At 68.0% G+C, this 19758-nt stretch carries 16 protein-coding genes; 14 read left to right on the top strand and 2 right to left on the bottom strand.

Features of this window, described 5'->3' with window-relative positions; translation table 11 throughout:
- Nucleotides 1-26: 26 nt before the first annotated feature.
- From ppsA to ACMDW7_RS08560, 6 genes are all read left to right on the top strand, one after another.
- Nucleotides 27-2402 (top strand): phosphoenolpyruvate synthase, encoded by a 2376-nt coding sequence (gene ppsA, locus ACMDW7_RS08585; RefSeq protein ID WP_377301496.1) that lies wholly within the window; start codon nucleotides 27-29, stop codon nucleotides 2400-2402.
- Between the two features lie 200 nt (nucleotides 2403-2602).
- The gene (locus tag ACMDW7_RS08580; RefSeq protein ID WP_377301498.1) at nucleotides 2603-3031 is read left to right on the top strand and encodes an NfeD family protein; all 429 of its coding nucleotides are present in this window, start codon (nucleotides 2603-2605) and stop codon (nucleotides 3029-3031) included.
- Nucleotides 3032-3092: 61 nt separating this feature from the next.
- The gene (locus ACMDW7_RS08575; protein WP_054126544.1) at nucleotides 3093-4031 is read left to right on the top strand and encodes an SPFH domain-containing protein; all 939 of its coding nucleotides are present in this window, start codon (nucleotides 3093-3095) and stop codon (nucleotides 4029-4031) included.
- 10 nt (nucleotides 4032-4041) lie between these two features.
- The gene (locus ACMDW7_RS08570) at nucleotides 4042-4194 is read left to right on the top strand and encodes a hypothetical protein (protein ID WP_377301500.1); all 153 of its coding nucleotides are present in this window, start codon (nucleotides 4042-4044) and stop codon (nucleotides 4192-4194) included.
- A 4-nt stretch (nucleotides 4195-4198) separates the two neighbouring features.
- Nucleotides 4199-6151 carry a DUF294 nucleotidyltransferase-like domain-containing protein gene (locus ACMDW7_RS08565; protein WP_377301502.1) on the top strand — a complete coding sequence of 651 codons (1953 nt, stop codon included), beginning with the start codon at nucleotides 4199-4201 and terminating at the stop codon, nucleotides 6149-6151.
- Complete coding sequence (locus ACMDW7_RS08560; RefSeq protein WP_377301504.1) at nucleotides 6144-6785, top strand: PolC-type DNA polymerase III; 642 nt, start codon at nucleotides 6144-6146, stop codon at nucleotides 6783-6785. The genes ACMDW7_RS08565 and ACMDW7_RS08560 overlap by 8 nt, the downstream gene beginning before the upstream one ends.
- Before the next feature lie 109 nt (nucleotides 6786-6894).
- Here ACMDW7_RS08560 and ACMDW7_RS08555 read toward each other — a convergent pair whose 3' ends face one another.
- Nucleotides 6895-7908 (bottom strand): GlxA family transcriptional regulator, encoded by a 1014-nt coding sequence (locus ACMDW7_RS08555; protein WP_377301506.1) that lies wholly within the window; start codon nucleotides 7906-7908, stop codon nucleotides 6895-6897.
- A 312-nt stretch (nucleotides 7909-8220) separates the two neighbouring features.
- Between ACMDW7_RS08555 and ACMDW7_RS08550 the strand changes: the two genes are divergently transcribed.
- From ACMDW7_RS08550 to ACMDW7_RS08540, 3 genes are all read left to right on the top strand, one after another.
- On the top strand, nucleotides 8221-8589 hold the full coding sequence (locus tag ACMDW7_RS08550; RefSeq protein ID WP_377301508.1) for a YciI family protein: 369 nt from the start codon (nucleotides 8221-8223) through the stop codon (nucleotides 8587-8589).
- 176 nt (nucleotides 8590-8765) lie between these two features.
- A complete protein-coding gene (locus ACMDW7_RS08545) occupies nucleotides 8766-9134 on the top strand; it encodes a YciI family protein (protein WP_377301510.1) in 369 nt (122 codons plus the stop codon).
- Nucleotides 9131-10333, top strand: coding sequence for an RNA polymerase sigma factor (locus tag ACMDW7_RS08540; RefSeq protein ID WP_377301512.1), 1203 nt, complete (start codon nucleotides 9131-9133; stop codon nucleotides 10331-10333). Before ACMDW7_RS08545 ends, ACMDW7_RS08540 begins: the two co-directional genes overlap by 4 nt.
- A gap of 111 nt (nucleotides 10334-10444) precedes the next feature.
- On the opposite strand, the gene ACMDW7_RS08535 is transcribed toward ACMDW7_RS08540, so the two are convergent.
- Nucleotides 10445-13240 (bottom strand): ATP-binding protein, encoded by a 2796-nt coding sequence (locus ACMDW7_RS08535; RefSeq protein WP_377301514.1) that lies wholly within the window; start codon nucleotides 13238-13240, stop codon nucleotides 10445-10447.
- A 73-nt stretch (nucleotides 13241-13313) separates the two neighbouring features.
- Here ACMDW7_RS08535 and ACMDW7_RS08530 point away from each other — a divergent pair, with 73 nt between their 5' ends.
- The 5 genes from ACMDW7_RS08530 (at nucleotide 13314) to ACMDW7_RS08510 (ending at nucleotide 19749) form a co-directional block, all read left to right on the top strand.
- On the top strand, nucleotides 13314-13859 hold the full coding sequence (locus tag ACMDW7_RS08530) for a hypothetical protein (protein WP_377301516.1): 546 nt from the start codon (nucleotides 13314-13316) through the stop codon (nucleotides 13857-13859).
- A gap of 40 nt (nucleotides 13860-13899) precedes the next feature.
- Nucleotides 13900-15624 carry a hypothetical protein gene (locus tag ACMDW7_RS08525; protein WP_377301518.1) on the top strand — a complete coding sequence of 575 codons (1725 nt, stop codon included), beginning with the start codon at nucleotides 13900-13902 and terminating at the stop codon, nucleotides 15622-15624.
- 850 nt (nucleotides 15625-16474) lie between these two features.
- Complete coding sequence (locus tag ACMDW7_RS08520; RefSeq protein WP_377301520.1) at nucleotides 16475-16879, top strand: hypothetical protein; 405 nt, start codon at nucleotides 16475-16477, stop codon at nucleotides 16877-16879.
- A gap of 130 nt (nucleotides 16880-17009) precedes the next feature.
- Nucleotides 17010-18446, top strand: coding sequence for a hypothetical protein (locus ACMDW7_RS08515; protein ID WP_377301522.1), 1437 nt, complete (start codon nucleotides 17010-17012; stop codon nucleotides 18444-18446).
- Nucleotides 18447-18471: 25 nt separating this feature from the next.
- Complete coding sequence (locus ACMDW7_RS08510; protein ID WP_377301524.1) at nucleotides 18472-19749, top strand: anaerobic sulfatase maturase; 1278 nt, start codon at nucleotides 18472-18474, stop codon at nucleotides 19747-19749.
- The last annotated feature ends 9 nt before the right edge of the window (nucleotides 19750-19758 follow it).

The following is a 19758-nucleotide window of genomic DNA, read 5'->3' as shown; positions in this document are numbered from 1 at the left end:
GAACTTTTCACTTCAGGAGCACTTCCATGCCAGTCCAACCCGGTGCGCTCGTCGCACCCTTCGCGGAGCTTCGCGCCCATGATGTAGATACCGTCGGTGGCAAGAATTCGTCACTGGGAGAAATGATTTCCCAGCTGGCGCAGGCCGGTGTCCGCGTACCCGGCGGGTTTGCCACCACGGCCCATGCCTTCCGCGAATTCCTTCAGGTCAACGGGCTGACCGAGCGCATCAATGCCGCGCTCGACGCCCTGAACCCGGACGACGTGCGCCAGCTCGCCGAAGTGGGCAGCAAGATCCGCCAGTGGGTGGTGGATGCGCCGTTCCCCCAGGACCTGGAAACGGAGATCCGCAAGCACTTTGCCGCCATGGAAGCCGACAGCGGCGGGCCGATCTCGGTCGCTGTGCGTTCCTCGGCCACGGCGGAAGATCTGCCCGACGCGTCCTTTGCCGGCCAGCAGGAGAGCTACCTGAACGTGGTCGGCGTCGAAGACGTGCTCGACCGCATGAAGCATGTATTCGCCAGCCTCTATAACGACCGCGCCATCTCCTACCGCGTGCACAAGGGCTTTGCGCACGCCGAAGTGGCTCTGTCGGCCGGTGTGCAGCGCATGGTGCGCAGCGACCTCGGCGCATCAGGCGTGATGTTCACGATCGACACCGAGTCCGGCTTTGATCAGGTGGTGTTCATCACTTCCAGCTACGGCCTGGGCGAGACCGTGGTGCAGGGCGCGGTGAACCCCGATGAGTTCTACGTCCACAAGCCGATGCTTGCTGCCGGCAAGTTTCCGATCATCCGCCGCAACATCGGCTCCAAGCTGATCAAGATGCAGTTCACCGCGCCTGGCGAGCCCGGCCGCGTGAAGACCGTGGACGTGCCGGTAGCCGACCGCAACCGCTACAGCCTGACCGACGCCGACGTCATCGAACTAGCGAAGTTCGCCACCATCATCGAGAAGCACTACGGCCGCCCGATGGACATCGAGTGGGGCAAGGACGGCAACGACGGCCACATCTACATCCTGCAGGCCCGCCCCGAAACCGTGAAGAGCCAGCAGGGCGCCGCCGACGTGCAGCTGCGCTACAAGCTCAAGGGCGACGGCAAGGTGCTGGTCACCGGTCGCGCGATCGGCCAGAAGATCGGTCAGGGCACCGTGCGCGTGGTGCACGACGTGGCCGAGATGGACAAGGTCGCCCCCGGCGACGTGCTCGTGGCCGACATGACCGACCCGAACTGGGAGCCGGTCATGAAGCGGGCCAGCGCGATTGTGACCAACCGCGGCGGACGTACCTGCCACGCGGCCATCATCGCGCGCGAGCTTGGCATTCCGGCCGTGGTGGGCTGCGGCCATGCCACCGACATCCTGAGTGAAGGCGCATTCGTGACGGTGTCCTGCGCGGAAGGTGACGAAGGCAAGATCTACGACGGCATGATCGAGACCGAGATCGAGGAAGTGCGCCGCGGCGCCATGCCGGAGATCCCCGTCAAGATCATGATGAACGTGGGCAACCCCCAGCTGGCCTTCGACTTTGCGCAGATCCCGAACGGTGGCGTGGGTCTGGCCCGGCTGGAGTTCATCATCAACAACAACATCGGCGTCCACCCGAAGGCCATCCTCGACTATCCGAATGTCGAAGGCGACCTGAAGAAGGCCGTGGAAAGCGTGGCGCGCGGCCATGCCAGCCCGCGCGCCTTCTTCGTGGACAAGCTGGCCGAGGGCGTGGCCACCATTGCGGCGGCCTTCTGGCCCAAGCCGGTGATCGTGCGCCTGAGCGACTTCAAGAGCAACGAGTACCGCAAGCTTATCGGCGGCAGCCGCTACGAGCCCGAGGAAGAAAACCCCATGCTGGGCTTCCGAGGCGCCTCGCGCTACATCGCGCCAAGCTTTGCCGAGTGCTTCGCCATGGAATGCGAGGCCATGAAGCGAGTGCGCAACGACATGGGGCTGACCAATGTCGAGCTCATGATTCCGTTCGTGCGCACCACCAAGGAAGCCGCCGGCGTGATCGGCCTGCTCGGCAAGCATGGCCTGAAGCGCGGCCAGGACGGCCTGAAGGTCATCATGATGTGCGAGCTGCCCTCCAACGCGCTGCTGGCGGAGGCCTTTCTTGAGCATTTCGACGGCTTCTCGATCGGCTCGAATGACCTCACGCAGCTCACACTCGGTCTGGACCGGGACTCCGGGCTGGTTGCCGAAGGCTTCGACGAACGCGACCCGGCCGTGACGGCGCTGATCGAGCGCGCCATCAAGAGCTGCCGCGCTGCCGGCAAGTATGTTGGCATCTGCGGCCAGGGCCCCAGCGACCATCCGGATCTGGCCAAGTGGCTGATGGACCAAGGCATCGAGTCGATCTCGCTGAACCCGGACACCGTGGTCGATACCTGGCACGGGCTTGCGAAGTAAGCGCAGTACCCCCTCGGTTCGACGGGCGGCCTACGGGTCGCCCGTTTGCTTTTCAGGACCCTTTTCAGGGTTTGCCCGCGGGCAGTGCATTCATCCGCGGAACGCCCCCCTTCAACCGGGTAGTGCGGGGCTCGTCGCATGCCTGCCGCCGCGATGTGCGCCCGGCATAATCCCCGCAACGTTTCAGCAAGGGGCAGTCCATGGAAGAACACTGGTTTTGGTACATCGGCGCGCTGGCGATGCTGATCGCCGAGCTGTTCACAGGTACCTTCTACATGCTTGTCATAGCCGTCGCCCTCGCTGCGGGCGGCACGGCGGCGCTGTTTGGTGGCAGCTTTGCGCTGCATCTGGTGGTGGCTGCCGCGGTTGGCTTTGTCGGCGTGCTGATCCTGCGTCGTTCCCGCTTCGGCAAGCCGCAGGCCAATGCGCCGGAGACTGACGCCAACGTGAACATCGACATCGGCAACCAGATCGTCGTGGACGGCTGGGATGCACTGCGTCAGGCGCGGGTCATGTATCGCGGTGCCATGTGGACGGTGCAACTGCAGCCCGGTGAGCCGGTCGCTCCGGGCGCCCATGTCATCGCAGCCGTGCGCGGTAACACGCTCATGGTAACGGCGGCGCGCTGAGCCGGGCGCTGCGTCAACAAGAACACAGAACAATCAACACATCCGTAGGAGGTAACCCGCCATGTTCTTCGAGCAGTTTGGCAGCACCATCACCGCACTGGTTCTGCTTGCGGTCGTATTCGTATTCATCATCAAGACCTTCAAGATCGTGCCGCAGCAGCACGCCTGGGTCGTGGAGCGTCTGGGCAAATACCACGCCACGCTCACGCCCGGTCTCAAGCCCGTGATCCCCTTCATCGATCGCGTCGCCTACAAGCACAGCCTGAAGGAAATCCCGCTGGATGTGCCCAGCCAGGTGTGCATCACGCGCGACAACACGCAGCTGCAGGTGGACGGCATTCTGTACTTCCAGGTCACGGACCCGATGCGCGCCAGCTACGGCTCGTCCAACTACATCGTCGCCATCACCCAGCTGGCCCAGACCACGCTGCGCAGCGTGATCGGCAAGCTCGAGCTGGACAAGACCTTCGAGGAGCGCGACTTCATCAACCACAGCGTGGTGGGCGCCATCGACGAGTCCGCCGCCAACTGGGGCGTGAAGGTGCTGCGCTACGAGATCAAGGACCTCACCCCACCCAAGGAGATCCTGCACGCGATGCAGGCGCAGATCACCGCCGAGCGCGAAAAGCGCGCACTGATCGCCGCCTCCGAAGGCCGCAAGATGGAGCAGATCAACATCGCCACCGGCGAGCGCGAAGCCGCGATTGCCCGCTCCGAAGGCGACAAGCAGGCCGCCATCAACAACGCGCAGGGCCAGGCGGCCTCCATCCAGGCGATTGCCACGGCCAACGCAGACGCGATCCAGCGCGTGGCGGCCGCCATCCAGTCCGCAGGCGGCATGGATGCCGTGCAGCTCAAGGTGGCCGAGCAGTACATCAACGCCTTCGGCAATCTGGCCAAGACCAACAACACGCTGATCGTCCCGGCCAACCTGGGCGATGTGAGCGGGCTGATTGCCACGGCCATGCAGGTGGTCAAGAGCCAGAACACCAAGGCCTGAGGTTTCAGGCATGAGCGAAAGGCGCCGAGCGCTCCTCGGCGTTTTTCTATTTCTGCTCTCGGTCGCGTGCTGGGTGGGGTGCTTCGAGCTGGGCCAGCTGTGGCTGGCCGGTCTCGCCCTGGGGCTGGAACTGGTGTCTTACGCCGTGTTCACCCGAAAATGAGCCCATGCCAGAGACCGCCCACCAACCCGCCCCCAGTCTGACCGGCCCGCAGGGCTCGATCCGCGCTTTTCTGCTGGAGCACGCCCCGTTCTCGCAGATGACCGCCCCGGCGGTGAACACGTTGCTTGCCGGCCTGGAGTTGTGCTACTTCGCCGATGGCGAGCAGCTGCTTGCACCTGAAAGCCAGCCGCCCACGCACTGGTTCATCGTCAAGCAGGGCAGCGTGAAGGGTGTGCGGCCCACCGCGAACGGCGGCAGCCCGGAGCCGCTGTTCATGGCGGCGGCCGGCGAGTGCTTTCCGGTAGGCGCCTTGCTTGCGCAACGGCCCGTCACCCTGAGCTATCAGGCTGTGGGCGACACCTTCGTGTTCCGGGCGCCACGGGAGTTGTTTGACGAACTGACGCGCAAGAGCCCGGCCTTCATGGACTTCTGCACCCGTCGCCTGGCCGCGCTGCTGGATCAGTCGCGGCGCGAACTGCAGGCCAGCGTGTCGGCCAGCACGCATCTGGAGCAGAACCTGCTCACGCCGCTGGCCGCCGTGGTGCGGCGCGCACCAGTGACCTGTGCGCCGGCCACACCGCTGGGCGAGGCGCTGGCCACGATGCAGGCCGAGAAGCTGGGCTCGATCCTCGTCACCGAGACCGACGGCACGCTGGCCGGCATCCTGACGCGCTCCGACCTCATCGGCCGGGTGCTGCTGCCGCAAGTGCCCTTGAGCACGCCGATCGAACAGGTGATGAGCAGCCCGGTGCATTGCCTGGATGCTCAGGCGAGCGCGGCAGACGCGGTCTACCTCATGGGCAGCAAGGGCGTGCGGCATGTAGCCGTCATGCAGCTCGCCGAGCCTGGCTCCAGCGCCGCGCCCGCCTTGCTGGGTGTGGTGTCCGAGCGCGACCTGTTTGCACTGCAGCGCCTGTCGTTGCGCAGTGCCGGCAGCGCCATCCGGCGCGCACAGAGCATCGACTCGCTTGCCGCCGCCGCGCGCGACATCCGTGGGCTGGCCCGCAATCTGGTGGCGCAGGGCGTGGGCAGCGCGCAGATCACGCGCTTCGTGAGCATGCTCAATGACCAGCTCACCCAGCGCATCATCGAACTGTCTCTGGAACGCTACCGCCTGATCGGCGGGCGCTTCTGCTGGCTGGCACTGGGCAGTGAAGGGCGCGAGGAACAGACGATCGCAACCGATCAGGACAACGCGCTGCTGCTCTCGCCCGAGGAAGCGCCGCGCCGTGATGCCTGGCTGGTGTTTGCCGCCAGCGTGAACAACGCGCTGGCCGCCTGCGGCTTTCCGCTGTGCAAGGGCGGCGTGATGGCGCGCAACCCGGCACTGTGCCTGACCTTGGAGGAGTGGCAGGCGCGCTTTGCCGGCTGGATGGATGCCGGTGATCCACAGGCCCTGCTCAATGCGTCCATCTACTTCGACTTCCGCGGTCTGGCGGGCGATCTGACCCTGGCCCATGAGCTGCGCCGCTGGGTCGGTGCGCAGGTCAAGGCCAATGGCCGCTTCCTCAAGCAACTCACGGACAACGCGCTCACCAACCACCCACCCATTGCCTGGACAGGCGGGATGATCGACCAGCTGCTCGGGCCCGGGCAGGACAAGCCGGTCGACCTCAAGCTCAGCGGCACCATGCCGCTTGTGGACGGCGCGCGCATTCTCAGTCTCGCGCACGGCATTGCGGCTACCAACACGGTGGAGCGCTTTCACGCGCTGGTGGGGGCGGGTGCAGCCGACGCGGCGGACGTTGCGGGCTGGGTGGACGCCTTCCACTTTCTGCAGATGCTGCGCCTGCGGGTGCAGATCGAAGGGCAGGGCGGTGATGCACCGGGGGCTGAAACCGAGAACCCCAACCGCATCGACCCCGCGCAGCTTTCCTCGCTGGATCGGCGCATCCTCAAGGAGGCCTTCCGGCAAGGCAAGAAGCTGCAGCAGCGGCTGGCGCTGGACTATGTTTGACTGGCTCCTCAACCGGGCAGGGAGCAATGCGGCCACCGAGGCGCAGCGCTGGGTCGTGCTCGATGTCGAGACCACCGGCCTGGACAGCGGGCGCGACAGCCTGCTGTCGATCGGCGCCGTGGCGCTGATCGACGGGCGCATCGATCTGGCCGACAGCTTCGAGATCCACGTGCGCCCGCCGTCGGTGTCCAGCAAGGACAACGTGCTGGTGCATGGCATTGGCCACGGGACGCAGCAGCGCGCGGCCGACCCCAAGGAGGCCCTGCCGCGCTTTCTGGACTACATCGGCACCGCGCCGCTGGTGGCCTACCACGCCGCCTTCGATCAGGCATTCCTGGCGCGGGCCATCAAGGTGCAGGTCGGGCTGCCGTTCTCCAACCCGTGGGTCGATCTGGCCGAACTCGCGCCGGCGGCCCTGCCCAAGGTGGCCGGCGAGGTCGGAGGCAAGGCGCTGGACCACTGGCTGAGCTACTTTGGCATCCCCGTGGCGGGGCGACACACCGCGGCTGGCGACGCGCTGGCCACCGCCATGCTGCTGCAGCGCGTGCTGCATGAACTGCCGGCGGCGCAACGCCAGAACGTGCGGCGCCTGCAGGCCTTGGCCGGGGCGGGGAAGTGGCTCGGCGCGGGATAGATCTCCGCCTGGCGTACAGGCGGCATGCAACGCAGCAATGAAGCGGGGCGCCTTGGCGCCCCGCTTCATTCGGCACCGAATCGGCGATTCACGCCGACCCAGCGCAACATCAACCCCGCTTGGCGGCCGCCTTCGCCGCGCGCGGCAGGCTGTCTTCCATGCCCTTCCAGGCGCGGCGCATCTGCTGGGCGCTGCCGAAGCCGGCCTGTCGGGCCGCTTCTTCCACGCTGGCGCCCGCGGCCAGGGCCTGCTTGGCCAGACCCACGCGCACGCTGTGGACATAGGCCAGGGGGTTGAGGCCGGCGTTGTCCTGGAACAGGCGGCGCAGGTGGCGGCTGCTCACGTGCGCGGCGGCGGCCATGCTTTCGACGCTCCAGTCGGCCGTCGGGTCAGCGAGGATGGCGTCCTGGGCACGGTGCACCGCCGGGTGGAGGTGGTTGCGGTGGTCAAGCAGGGGCGAGAGCTGCGGGTCGCCGCCGGCGCGGCGCCAGTAAACGACCATGTCGCGCGCCACCTGGCTGGCCACGGCCTGGCCGCAGCGCTCGCCAATGGCGGCCAGCGCCAGGTCCACGCCCGAGGTCACGCCGGCGCTGGTAGCCACCGGACCGTCCATCACGAAGATGCGGTTGTCCTGCACCTCGGCGGCTGGGTGGTTCTTCTTGAGTTGGTCGATCAGTTCGTGGTGCGTGGTGCACTGGCGACCGTTCAGCAGGCCAGCTCGCGCAGCGAGCAGGGCGCCGGAGCACACCGTCCAGAGCCGCGCGGTGCGGGCAGACAGGGCCGGGGCCACCACGGTCTTTAGCCAGTCGACTGTGGCGCCTTCAGCGGCGTTGCGCTGGCTGGCTGGTACATCCGATTGTGCGGTGGCACCGCTCAGCACCACCCAGGCCGGGTTGTCCCGGCTGCCACCCAGCTGCGCCGGCAGTGCGGACAGCCCGGCCAGCTGAACCGGCAGGCTGCTCTGTACCGCCGCGGCCGGACCGGCAATCTGCAGTTCGAAGGCCTTGCCGCCGGAAAACCGGTTGGCCAGCCGCAGGGGCTCCGCCATGCCGGCCAGATCAAGCAGCAGAACACCGGGGGTGGCAACGAGCCACACGGGAGTGGCGGGGGCGGCAGCGGGCATGGGATCTCCAGGTCGGTTCGACAACGGACATGAATTTAGCGCAGTTTCGGTCGGCTGGGTTGCCAGTGGGTGACTGGGCTAGATCCGCATGGGGCAAGCGGCTTTCGGGGTGGTCGGGGCAGAACGAATGCCCTAGAAGTCTGGATTTCGGACGGCTCAAGCAATGCAAATCGGACGCCGATCCCGTACAGAGCTACTGCGTAATTAGAGGGGACGCAAATAATTTTTCTGCTGAGTTGTCGATCAGGCGCTGTGTCGTGCATCACCCTTTCAGGAGCGCGCACGGTGCGCGAGCCGCGCAAGGAGAATCCCATGCAATTCATGCTGATGTTCAAGGAGACGGCGGCCGAGTACGGCCGTCATGACGACCCGGCCGCCCGGCCGGCCTACTTCGGCGCCTGGGGCGCCTACGTCGGAGCCATCCAGCAGTCCGGCATTGTGGTCAGCGGCAACGGCCTGCTGCCCCCGCGTACGGCCACCCATGTACGCACGGTGGGCGGCAAGCGCCAAGTCCAGGAGGCCGCCTTCGCTCACGCCGACGAGCAACTGGGCGGATACTTCATCGTCGAGACGGCGAGTCTGGATGAAGCGCTGGAATGGGCCGCCAAGGCGCCCTGCGCATCGGCCGGCAGCGTCGAGGTGCGGCCGGTGCTGCCGCCGCCGACGAACGCCCCGGCATGAACGCGCGCACTGAGCGCGCCGCACTGAACACAAAAGCAAGCCAAAAGGCGCGGCGGTGACCGAGCGCGCAGCGAGGCAGGCGCAAAATCCCCCTGCTTCTCTGTCGATCGGGCGCTGCGCCGCGCATCACTCAATCAGGAACGCGCACGGTGCGCGGGCCACCTCAGGAGAACCTCATGCAATTCATGCTCGCATTCAAAGAAACCACCGCCGAAGTCGCGCGTCGCGACGACCCTGCTGCCGCGCCCGTGTATTGGGGCGCATGGGAAGCCTACGTCGGTGCCTTGCACGGCAGTGGCATCGTGGTCAGCGGCAACGGGCTGCAGGCGCCGCGCACCGCAACCCATGTGCGTATGGAAGGCGGCAAGCGCCAGGTGCAGGATGGCCCCTTCGCAGACACCCACGAACATCTGGGTGGCTATTTCATTGTCGAGACCGCCAGCCTGGATGAAGCGCTCGAATGGGCGGCGCGGGCGCCCTGCGCATCGGCCGGCAGCGTCGAAGTGCGGCCGGTGCTGCCGCCGCCCGCAAACGTGCCCGCATGAGCGAGGGCGCGGGGGCTGCAGCTGAGCGCGTTGCTCGTGAGAGCTACGGCCGGCTTGTGGCGCGTCTGGCCTGGCAGTGGCGCGACCTCGCAGCAGCCGAGGACGCGCTGGCCGACGCCTTTGCCGCTGCACTGCGGCACTGGCCGGAGCAGGGCGTGCCCGACGCGCCCGAGGCCTGGCTGGCTGCAGCCGCTCAGCGCCGCCTGCTGCATCACGCCCGCCACCTTCGGCTGACGCAGGATCCGCGCGTCACTGCCGTGTTCGACGAGGCCGAGCCCGAGGCGCCCGATCAGCAAGACGTGCCGGATGCACGGCTGCAGCTGATGTTTGTCTGCGCCCACCCGGCCATCGCAGCCAACGTGCACGCGCCGCTGATGCTACAGGCCGTGCTGGGGCTGGACGCCAAGGTGATTGCGAGCGCCTTCCTCGTCTCGCCCACGGCCATGGCGCAGCGCCTGGTGCGTGCCAAGGCAAGGATCCGTGACGCCGGGCTGCGCTTCGAGACGCCCGAGGCGCGTGAATTGCCAGCGCGCCTGGCCGCCGTGCTGGAGGCCATCTACGCCGCGTACACCCTGGGCCGACATGCACTGGACACACCGGCGGACGACTTGCGCGAGGAGGCGCGGTTCCTCGCCGGCCTTGCTGCGCAGCTCATGCCGGAGCAGGCTGAGGCCTGGGGGCTGCTGGCGCTTCTGCTTCATGTGGAGGCACGGCGCGCTGCGCAGTTCGATGCCGAGGGCCGCTTTGTGCCGCTGACCGCCCAGAATCCAGCCGACTGGCGGGAGGACCTCATCCGGCAGGCCGAGCAGGCCCTCTGGACGGCCGCCCAGCTGCGCCAGCCCGGCCCATTCCAGCTCGAGGCCGCAATCCAGTCGGCCCATGCGCAGCGCCGCGCCACGGGGCAGACCCCTTGGCGCGCGATTGCGCAGCTGTATGAAGTGCTCGTGCAGCACCACGCCAACCTGGGCGCGCGCGTGGGGCAGGCGGTGGCGGTGGGAGAGGCCGGCGATCCGGCGGCGGCCGTGGCCCTGCTGGACGCGCTGCCCGAAGACGCTGCGGGCTACGCACCGTACTGGGTGGCACGCGCCCACGTGCTGGGCCTGGCCGGCGTGCCGGGGCGGCAGGCTGCGCTGCAGCGTGCCATCGGCCTCACTGACGATCCTCGTCTGCGCGCGTTCCTGCTGGCGCAGCTGGGCTGAGCAGCACGCGAAACCATTTCTTAAAAGCCGAGCAGGGCGCACACGCAGGTATTTGTGTCTTGCCTGCGGCACATGAACTCGGCGGCATGCATGCGCACGCCGCGCCAACGCTCAGCCGATGGCCGCGCCGAGCTGTTCCAGATTCAGGCTCGCAGCGGCGGACTCGGCAGCCGCCGTCGCTGCCGCGTCGAGCGCCAACGCGGACCACAGTGCCTGGGCTGCGGCGCGCTCGTCGTGGGCCAGCGCGCCCTGCCGCAGTGCCCAGGCCAGCCAGGCGGCGGCCCGCTCGCGATGACCCTCGGCGATCCACAGTTCGGCTACCGCCGCGGCCAGCGTGGGGCCGGCGGGCGGGTGATTCAGACGGCGCACCTGCGCCCACGCGGCGCGGGCACAGGCGTGGGCGGCGTCGAGCCGGCCCTGGCGCAGGTGCCAGCGCAGTTCAAACACCTCGGCCATCCAGCGCAGCGCCGCCTCGCCATGGGCGGCCGCGGCGCGCAGCGCAGGCAGGCGGGCACCCAGGGCATCGAGCTCGCCCAGTGCGAGCAGTTGCGCTGCTTCGTTGAGGCCCACGGACAGGGCGAGCGCGCCCAGCCCGTGGCGCTCCACCACGGCCCGCGCCTGCTGCACCAGTGGCAGCGCCTCGGCGGCGCGGCCTTGCATGTACAGGCACATCGACAGTGCCACGAGGCAACGCGCCTGCATGGCCAGCGAGCCGAAGCTGCGCGCCTGTTCGGCCGCCTGCTGGAACCCGCGTTCGGCGTCGGCAAGGCGGTCAAAGTCGGCGTCAACGACGGCAATGTTGTAGCGGCAGGCGGCCACCATGCCGTCGAGCCCGGCGTCGACCGCCAGCGCGAGTGCCCGCCGGTGCCAGCGCAGGGCCCCGGGCAGGTCATGCGTGCGCCACAGCGCCAGGCCCATCGCGCGGGCCGCCACCACGCGGCTGCGGGGCGGGGCACCGCGTGCCAGCCGGGCAAGGGCGCGGGCATCGTCCCAGCGGCCCAGGCGCACATGCACCACGGCGCGCGCCGCCTGCACGGGGGCGCGGGCAGCGGCTGGCTGGCCGTCCTGTGCCTGCGCCATTGCGGCCAGTTCCGCTGCGGCGTCGGGCCAGCGACCACCCACCTCGAAGCGCATGGAGAAAACAAGCAGCAGCACGTCGAGCGCCGCCGTGTCCGCGTCGGCCAGCGCCTGCTGAATGGCTAGGTCTAGCAGCGCTTGCTCCTCGGCCAGCCAGGCCAGCATGGCCGGGGTGTCGGCGGCCTCGCGCGCGAGCCGTTGCGCCAGCACTGCCGCCACATGGGCCATCAAGCGTCGCCGCAGGGCGCGCAGTTCGAGCTCGGGCAGCGGCTGCTGCGCCTGCAGCCACAGCCGCAGCAGCGGGTGCAGCCGCCAGTGGCTGCCGTCGCGCTCGATTAATGAGCGCGCGGCGAGCGCGTCCAGCCGCGCCGGCGCCAGCCCTGCAGCGCTTTCGGCAAGCGCGCGGTCAAAGCGGGTCGGCAGTGCGGCGACGGTGGCGAGCACCGGCTGCAGCGCCACGGGCAGCGCCTGCCACATGGCGGAGAAGAAGGTGTCCAGGTCGGCCGAGCCCGCCTCGAGCGCGGCAGCAATCTCCTCGGGCGCCGCGTGGCGCACGCGGGCCGCAGCCATCTCGAGTGCCAGCGCATGGCCGCCGGCCGCACGCGCGATCCGCCCGAGCGCCGGCGCGTGGGCGCGTGCGTCCAGCGTGGCATCGACGGCCAGCGCGCGCACCACGAACAGGCGTACCGCGGCGCTGCGCAGCACCGCGCCGGGCGGGTCGGCCGGGTCCGGGGTGTCAAGCGCGCCGAGCCGCTGTTCGGCCAGCCCCTCGAAGGCGGTGCGGCTGGTCACCAGCAGGCGCAGCGACGGCGCTGCCGTGTGTAGCGAGCGCAGGTGGGCGGCAAGCCCAGCGTCGAGCAGGTGTTCGACGTTGTCGGCCACGAGGAGAGTCGGCCGTGCCGCCAGTGCGGCGGCCAGCAGCGGCTCGCGCACCGTATCCACGCCCAGTTCGGCGGCCAGTCGGGTCAGGGCGTCGGCCACCTGGTCGACCCCGGCCAGACGCCACCACACCACGGTCAGGCCGTCGCGTGCGGCCCGCTCGGCCGCGGCCGCGGCAAGCCGTGTCTTGCCGATTCCGCCCGGGCCGCGCAACACGCACGCAGCGCCGGGCTCAGCCAGGGCGGTGCACAGCGCAGCGAGTTCGTCCTCGCGCCCGATCAGCGGCCCGGTGGCGCGCGCCGCCGGCGGCAGCGAGAGCGCGAGATCGGCTGCCGGCGGCTGGGCCAGATCCGCCGGCGGGGCCACGCCCAGGTCCTCAGCCAGTGCGCGCGCGAAGGCGGCGCGTACGCGCTGGAAGGCGTCGCGCCGGCCGGCGGCATGCAGATGCTGCAGATGGGCGCGTGCCAGCGGTTCGTCGTGAGGGTCGAGCGCGCGCAGGCGTTCCAGTTCAACCTCGGCGCGCGCGCTTTCGAGCGTCGGCAGCGAAGCCAGCAGCGCACGGCGCCACAGGGCCAGCGCCCGCTCGCGTGCTGCGCCGAGCCAGCCGGCGTCGTCGCGCAGGCCGTCGGCCAACGGGCCGCGCATCAGCTCCAAGGTGTCCTCAGGGGGGGCCGCCTCGGCGGCGGCCCAGTCGGTGGCGACGGCGAGCTGCAGGCGGTCGCCCGCAGCCAGCAAGCCGCCCTGGCCGTCACTGCGCAGGCGGTGCAGGGTCTTGCGCAGGTTGCGGCCGGCGGTGGCGGCGTCCAGTGCCGGCCAGAGCGTGGCGGCGGCCTGCGCCCGGGTGCAGCCGCCGGGCGTCACGGCCAGCAGCACCAGCAGGTGGGTCGGGCGTTCGTCGGGCAGCGGCTGATTGTCGAGCAGCACCGGGCCCAGCAGTCGCAGCATCGGCATGGCGAGCCAGTATAGGGAACGGTCAGGGAACGGCGGCCTGCATACAGTGAAGCCTCTCTTGGAGGGTTTCATCATGCGTTGGATCGTGATCGCCCTGCTGGCCGCCGCGCCGGCCTGGGCCCAGAACGTGATCGTCAATGGGCAGCCGCTGCCGCCGGCTGAGCAGCGCGCCGTCGAGCAGCGCACCCGCGTGCCGATGGTGCCTGGGCGCTGGTGGTACGACGCGCGCTCCGGCCTGTGGGGCGTCGAGGGCGCGGGCGCGGCCGGCTTCGCGCCCCCCGGGCTGCCCGTGTCGGCGCCGCTGCCAGCCGGTGCATCGGGTGGCCAACGCAACGTGTTCTTCAACGGCCGGTCGCTCAGCGACCCCGAGATTGCGTGGCTGATGACCCTGGGCACGGTCTGGCCCGGCCGCTACTGGCTGGACGCGATGGGCAACGTCGGCCTGGAGGGCCAGAAGTTCCCGTTCGCCAATCTCGCCGTGCTGGTCCAGATCAAGGCCGGCAAGGCGAGCAGCAGCACCACACCAGGCGGCGCCTGGATCGGCAGCCAGGGCGGCTGTGTGGCGATCAGCGCCAAGTCGTCGAGCGGCATCGGCTCGTTCGGCGCGTCCAACTGTTGAAGCGGAGGTCATGATGCGCCGATTACTAACCATTACAGCCATGCTGCTGACATTGGCAGGCTGCGACGAAGGTACGCCCGCCACGGAGCGCGGCCTGTCGTTCACAGCCACGACGCGCACCTTTTCGCTGGCGGCTTCGTCCAGCGGCCAGTCCATCGTGGAAGTGTGCCCCGCCATCCGTACCGGCACTGAACAGGGTCAGGTCTTCACCGCCTATCAGCCCGGGCGCTACACGCTGTCGGTTGAAGGCCTGCCGCCCGGCGTGGCGGCCAGCTTCCCGGGAGGCAACACGCTGGACATGCCGGACCCCGTCATCGGCAGCAATGGCTGGAACAGCCAGCCGCCGTATCCGTCGGCCGCGGCAACATCCAACGTCCGCTTCTGCTGGACCTGGCCGGTCACGCTGACACGAGATGCTGCGCCCGGCGCGTCGCCGCCGGCCGAAGTCGCTTTCGTGCTGCGCATCGCGCGCGCCGGCGGCAGCCCCGCCCAGCTGGACCTGGACCAGCGCTATCGCGTGGCAGCCACGATGACCCTGACTGACGCGGGTGCGGGCGTCCCGCCGGTCACCGGCGGTACCTGCCCCGCAGGCGAACCTTTGGCGGGCCGCTGGCAGGACTTCGCGACAGCGCCTTCGCGCGGCAACACCGCCAGTCAGGTGCTGGGCTTCACGCTGCTGCAGGACCGGCCCATGCTGGCGCGCGCCGAGGTCAACGGCCAGTTGCACGTCGACGAATGGGCCAACGGCGCCTGGAGCCAGACCCAGATTCTGACCGACGGCAACGTGGACGCCGCACGCCTTGCAGCCTGGCGCGACCCGGCGACGGCCTTGCCGCGCGCCTTTGCCGCTTGGCTGGCCACCGACTTCGGCCGCCCTCGCGAGATCCAGACGCGCCTTCAGCTTGCCGAGCGCAGCGAGACCAGCGGCCGCTGGATTGCCACTGACACGGTGATTTCCGGTCTGCAGTCCGACCTGCGCGGGCTGCAGCTGGTGGCCTGGCGCGGCGAGGCGGTGCTGGGCTGGATGCGGCCCAGGGCGATCGACCTTCGCCGTGGTCGCACTGGTGCAGAACTGCTGCCTGTGCCCGACCCGGTGGCCGTGCCCGTGTCGGGCACCACGCGCGAACTGCGGCTGGCGGTCGACCCAGTGGACGACAGTCTGGTGCTTTCGCTCGCTCGCCTGGACATGGACGGCATCAGCCGTGCCTACACCTACCGACTGGCATCGCCGCAGTCTGCATGGGAGGCCCTGCCAGTGCTGGAGCTGGGCAATTCGACTGATTTTCTTGCTGGCGTGGGCGGCTTCGCGCTGACAGCGCAGGGCGGGGAGGTGACCGTCGCCTGGAGCTTTGGGGTGGTGAACTTCAGCTCCAACGCGCGGCTCACCCTGAGGGCCATGCGCCATGCGGGCGGGCGTTGGAACGCGCTTGGCGACGCCTCTACGCTGCCTGATGTGGCGCTCAACTACGGCCTGCAGCCGCTCGGCCTGGCGCTGGCGCCCAGCTGCAGCGGTGGGGTGTTCCTGGCGTGGAGTGAGCCGCAGCAGTATCCGAGGGGCGAGATCTTTGGCGCGCAGTACTCGGCGCGCGGGGGATGGGACCCATTCGGTCGCCAGCCGCTGGCCACACTCCCGGGCGGCGGCAGCAGCTTCTCGTCAAGCGTGGCGATGGCCACCGACCGCGAGGGCCGACCGATGTTGGCCGTGTTGATCTCGCCACCCAGCGGCGGCAGTCCAGTACTCGTGCTGCGCCGCTTCGCGCCTTAGGTCGGAGGGCGGGCAGTGTGGCCCGCCTGTCCCGGCTGCGACACCGCGCGGCCCGAGCTGGCGCCGGAGCCGACCGCATAGGTTCACCGCGGAGCACGGCTGCGGTGATTTAGGACATTTGATGCCAAGCGAAATGCAATCCCCGGTTGGCGGACGACTTCACCGCGTGCGGTAGTCTGGCCTCCTTGCCTTTCCAACCGCGGCGCATCCGCTGGGCGCTGCCGAAACCTGGCTGGCTGGCGGCGTCTTCCACACTCGCGCCGCGTGCACGAGCGTGATTGGCCAGCCCCGTGCGAACGCTGCGCGAATAGATATGAGGGGATCGAGGATGGCGTGCTGCCGGGAGGTGCGGCGCAGCGGTTCGGCCAGCCCTGACAGATGAAGCCGGAGACCACAGCTCCTAGCGGCGGGCGTAGAGCTTCAGTGGGCACAGGCAGGGCTGCGACTGGGACCACTTCGGACAGCCAGGTAGCGCAAACAAAGCGCGCCCCTCCATCGGACTGTCATCGGGCCTTCATGCATTGAAAACATGTGGGTGGAGGGGTCATTGGTAGCCAGGAAAGATTGCAATTCGAGTGATCAATTGAGGCTAACTCGGGCACCTGACTTGGATGCACTTACTGATGTGCACAGCGATGGCTATTCACCGATGCTGAGACCGAGCTTCCCAGATACGGCCGCGCAAGAGATTTCGCTTTTCAGTTCACTGACGTAACCTGCACACGATTGCCAGAGAAGCCTCTACGAGTCGAGTGCAGCACGATTCCAAACGAGAGTAGAAATGCCGCTTACCTCCGAAGTCGTCCGTGCGAATCGCACGCGGATCTCATTCGCGATGTCGCAGTTCACGGTGCCGCTGCTGGCGCGCACCTACCACGCCTTTGGTGGCGACATGGTTGCGGCCTTGATCATGGGTGAGATTGCACATCGCAATGTTGAGCACTGGCTGGCCGACGAGAGCAACTCTCCAGCGCCGCTCGAAGACCCTGCGGTTCGCCTGAGCATGATGAGGCCCTGCAATGCACTTTCGATTGCCGACGCCTGCGGGCTTCCGCGCGAAACCGTGCGACGCAAGGTCAACTGGCTCATCGAGCGCACCTACGTAAAGCGCTCCGACGATGGACATCTCTATCTCACCGTCAATGCCGGCGACGATTTTGACGAGATGACCGCTCAGAATGTACAGGCAGTGCTCGACACTGCAGATCGCCTGCGAAGAATCCTGGCGCAGACGCCGACGGCGTCTTGCGCTTAGATCGCGCCTCGGCCGCGCCCCCGACATGTCTGCGTCAACCCCGATGTACCCAAGTTGAGTACATAGCGGGCTTGTTGCAAATCGGTCGCACTAGACTGCCCATAACCTTGCAATTCAAGTGGTGGATGAAATGCGATCTGTAGCGGCTAGTCGGGCCTCCTGCCTTGCCATCCTGATCTCGGCGCTGGCCCCCACGGCTGTGCTTGCCCAGTCCGCGCCGCCACCCGCCTGGTCCACCGAGCTATCGGGTCTCAAGCTGGATGCAGGCATCGAGACCTACAGCGCGTACTACTCCATGCGCGGCACCTGGTGGAACCTGTCGGCCGCCAGCGCGCCGGACTTCGACAAGAGCCGCAGCTTCATCGAACTCTGGCTGCAACCCAAGCTGAACGGGCACTACCCATTGGGCAACGGCGCCCAGCTCTACGGGACGGCCGCGCTCGGCTTGTCCAAGACCCTCGGTTCAGATGCATTTGACTACCGCAACCAGGGCGAAGCACGGATGAGCACAGCCGTGCTTGGCGTCCGTGGCGATGGCGGCGGTTGGCGCTATGACGCGTCATTCGGCCGTCAGCCATTCACGCTCGGTACCGGCATGTTGCTCACCGCAGGCGCGTCCAATGGGTACTCCTGGGGTGGCGGTGCGTCGACCCAGCGCAAGGCCTGGGGCAATTCCGTAATTGCGAGCGTCGGCTCTGGCAGCGTCACGGGGTCGATCTTTGAGCTGCGGCCCGATGAGGCGCCGGAAGCCAAGACCGACACGGTCGTGCGCGGTGCCTCCGTTCAATGGGCGCCCGGGAAGATGGGTGTCGCCGGGCTTGCCTACCTGACCGTGCCAAAGTCGACTGCCATCTACCCGGGTGATCTTGCACCCCTGGCTTTCATCGATTCCGGCCGCCAGGGGCTCGATACCTGGCACGGCTGGGCCGATCTGACCGGCGTGGTGCCGGGCGTGCCGGAGCTGGGCCTGCGTGCCGAATTCGCCAGACAGAGCAACACCATCACCCGCGCCAACGGCCGGCGCGATCCAATGCGGGCCGAAGCCTGGCTGCTGGGCGCGAGCTGGTGGGCGCAGACCTGGCCGTTCGCGCCGAAGTTCAGCTATCACCGTGCGCGCTTTTCCGGCGACAAGCCCGGCACCAGCACCTACGAGCGCTTCGACCCGATGTTCTGGGGCAATGGCCTGAACAACTGGTGGTTCGGCGCCAATGGCGCGTACTCCTGGCTGAACGCCAACATCCGCGCCGAGCGATTCATCGTCGACGCCTACTTCTCGGCAAAGGATGCCGTGCAGCTCCAGTACGTGAAGACCGAAGCAGACCAGCTGAACAGCGCGGTGCAGTTCGGCCAGGGTGTTCGATTCACCAGCGACGGTCTGCTGGTTGGCGTGCCCAGCAGGCCGCTGTCTAGCGAGCTCTACCTCCAGTACGCACGGGTGTTCAGCCCGAAGCTGATTGCGATTGCATTCCTCGCCAGAAGCTCGCCCTCCGCAGGCCTCAAGGCCACTGCGCCTCAAGGCACGCAGAACTGGACCACAATCGGTCTGGGCCTCACCGCCAACTACTGAAAGCAGCCATAAGGAGCCTGTGCTCGTGAGCGAGCCGTCTGTCACTGATTCCCGAGCCGAGGCCATGAAGCCGGTGCACCATCTGCCGAGACTGCCGGCAGGGCGCAGCTATCGCTTCCACACGATGATCAAGCCGGCCGGGGCCTTGTGCAACCTCGACTGCCCCTACTGCTTCTATCTGCACAAGACCGAGCTGCTGGGTCATGAGCCCAACGCGCGCATGGCGGCCGATCTGCTTGAGCAGCACATCCGGCAGTACATCGAGGCGCAGACTGGCGAAGAAGTCGTCTTCTCATGGCAGGGCGGCGAGCCGACCGTCATGGGCCTGGCCTTCTTCGAGAAGATCGTTGCCCTTCAGGCGAAGTACCGCAAGCCCGGGCAGCGCATAGAAAATGACCTGCAGACCAATGGGGTGCTGCTGGATGAACACTGGGCCAAATTTCTCAAGCAGCACGGCTTCCACGTCGGCCTGAGTCTGGACGGTCCGCGCGAACTTCACGACAAGTACCGGCCGACCAAGGGTGGCACACCCACGTTCGACAAGGTGATGGCAGCCGCTGCACTGCTGGCGGCGCAGGGCGTGCCCTTTGCGCTGCTCTGCGTGGTGAACCGCGATGTCGCGCGCGATCCACTGGGCGTCTGGCGATTCCTGCGGGACATTCCCGGTACCTACCGCGTCCAGTTCACCCCCTGCGTGGAGCCGCGCGGCTTCAAGCAGGGTGGGCCGGACCTGCGTGACCCGTCCGCTCCCCGCGTCGGCGCCGAACGGACCCGGCCTTCGCATCCGCTGTCCATTGTGACGGAGTGGTCGGTCGATGCACGAGACTACGGCGAGTTTCTGTGCACGATCTGGCGCGAATGGCTCGAGCATGACTTCGGCCGCGTGCATGTCAATGTGTTCGAGTCTGCGGTGGCGCAGTCGCTGGGCATGGCTGCGCAGATGTGCACGTCGGGCCCTATCTGCGGAAAAGCCATGGCGCTGGAGCACGACGGCAGCCTGTACAGCTGCGACCATTTCGTCTATCCCGAGTACAAGCTCGGCAACATCCGCGACACGCATGAGGGCGACCTGGCTTTTTCCGAGAAGCAGATCGCCTTCGGGCTGTCCAAGCGCGACTCGCTGCCGGACTACTGCCGCAAGTGCGAGCAGCTGAATCTGTGCTGGGGCGAGTGCCCGAAGAACCGCCTGCTCACCACGCCCTCGGGCGAACCCGGCCTGAACTATCTGTGCGAGGGGCTGAAGCGCTTCTATGCCCAGGTTCAGCAAGACATGCCTCGTATCCGGCGGCGGCTCGGCCGCTGACACCGCTCT

This window comes from Piscinibacterium candidicorallinum (assembly GCF_047549485.1).
In the GTDB taxonomy this organism is placed as follows: Bacteria; Pseudomonadota; Gammaproteobacteria; order Burkholderiales; family Burkholderiaceae_C; genus Piscinibacterium; species Piscinibacterium candidicorallinum.
Note: the sequence above shows the minus strand (reverse complement) of the source record. Positions and strands in the feature narration are given on the sequence as shown.

Excerpts from the sequence above, each read along its gene's own strand:
- ACMDW7_RS08555 (WP_377301506.1), bottom strand. The coding sequence starts at position 7,908 with ATGCCCGCTGCCGCCCCCGCCACTCCCGTGTGGCTCGTTGCCACCCCC.
- ACMDW7_RS08535 (WP_377301514.1), bottom strand. The coding sequence starts at position 13,240 with ATGCCGATGCTGCGACTGCTGGGCCCGGTGCTGCTCGACAATCAGCCG.
- ACMDW7_RS08515 (WP_377301522.1), top strand. The coding sequence starts at position 17,010 with ATGCGATCTGTAGCGGCTAGTCGGGCCTCCTGCCTTGCCATCCTGATC.
- ppsA (WP_377301496.1), top strand. The coding sequence starts at position 27 with ATGCCAGTCCAACCCGGTGCGCTCGTCGCACCCTTCGCGGAGCTTCGC.
- ACMDW7_RS08570 (WP_377301500.1), top strand. The coding sequence starts at position 4,042 with ATGAGCGAAAGGCGCCGAGCGCTCCTCGGCGTTTTTCTATTTCTGCTC.
- ACMDW7_RS08575 (WP_054126544.1), top strand. The coding sequence starts at position 3,093 with ATGTTCTTCGAGCAGTTTGGCAGCACCATCACCGCACTGGTTCTGCTT.
- ACMDW7_RS08580 (WP_377301498.1), top strand. The coding sequence starts at position 2,603 with ATGGAAGAACACTGGTTTTGGTACATCGGCGCGCTGGCGATGCTGATC.
- ACMDW7_RS08560 (WP_377301504.1), top strand. The coding sequence starts at position 6,144 with ATGTTTGACTGGCTCCTCAACCGGGCAGGGAGCAATGCGGCCACCGAG.
- ACMDW7_RS08540 (WP_377301512.1), top strand. The coding sequence starts at position 9,131 with ATGAGCGAGGGCGCGGGGGCTGCAGCTGAGCGCGTTGCTCGTGAGAGC.
- ACMDW7_RS08550 (WP_377301508.1), top strand. The coding sequence starts at position 8,221 with ATGCAATTCATGCTGATGTTCAAGGAGACGGCGGCCGAGTACGGCCGT.
- ACMDW7_RS08545 (WP_377301510.1), top strand. The coding sequence starts at position 8,766 with ATGCAATTCATGCTCGCATTCAAAGAAACCACCGCCGAAGTCGCGCGT.
- ACMDW7_RS08565 (WP_377301502.1), top strand. The coding sequence starts at position 4,199 with ATGCCAGAGACCGCCCACCAACCCGCCCCCAGTCTGACCGGCCCGCAG.
- ACMDW7_RS08530 (WP_377301516.1), top strand. The coding sequence starts at position 13,314 with ATGCGTTGGATCGTGATCGCCCTGCTGGCCGCCGCGCCGGCCTGGGCC.
- ACMDW7_RS08525 (WP_377301518.1), top strand. The coding sequence starts at position 13,900 with ATGCTGCTGACATTGGCAGGCTGCGACGAAGGTACGCCCGCCACGGAG.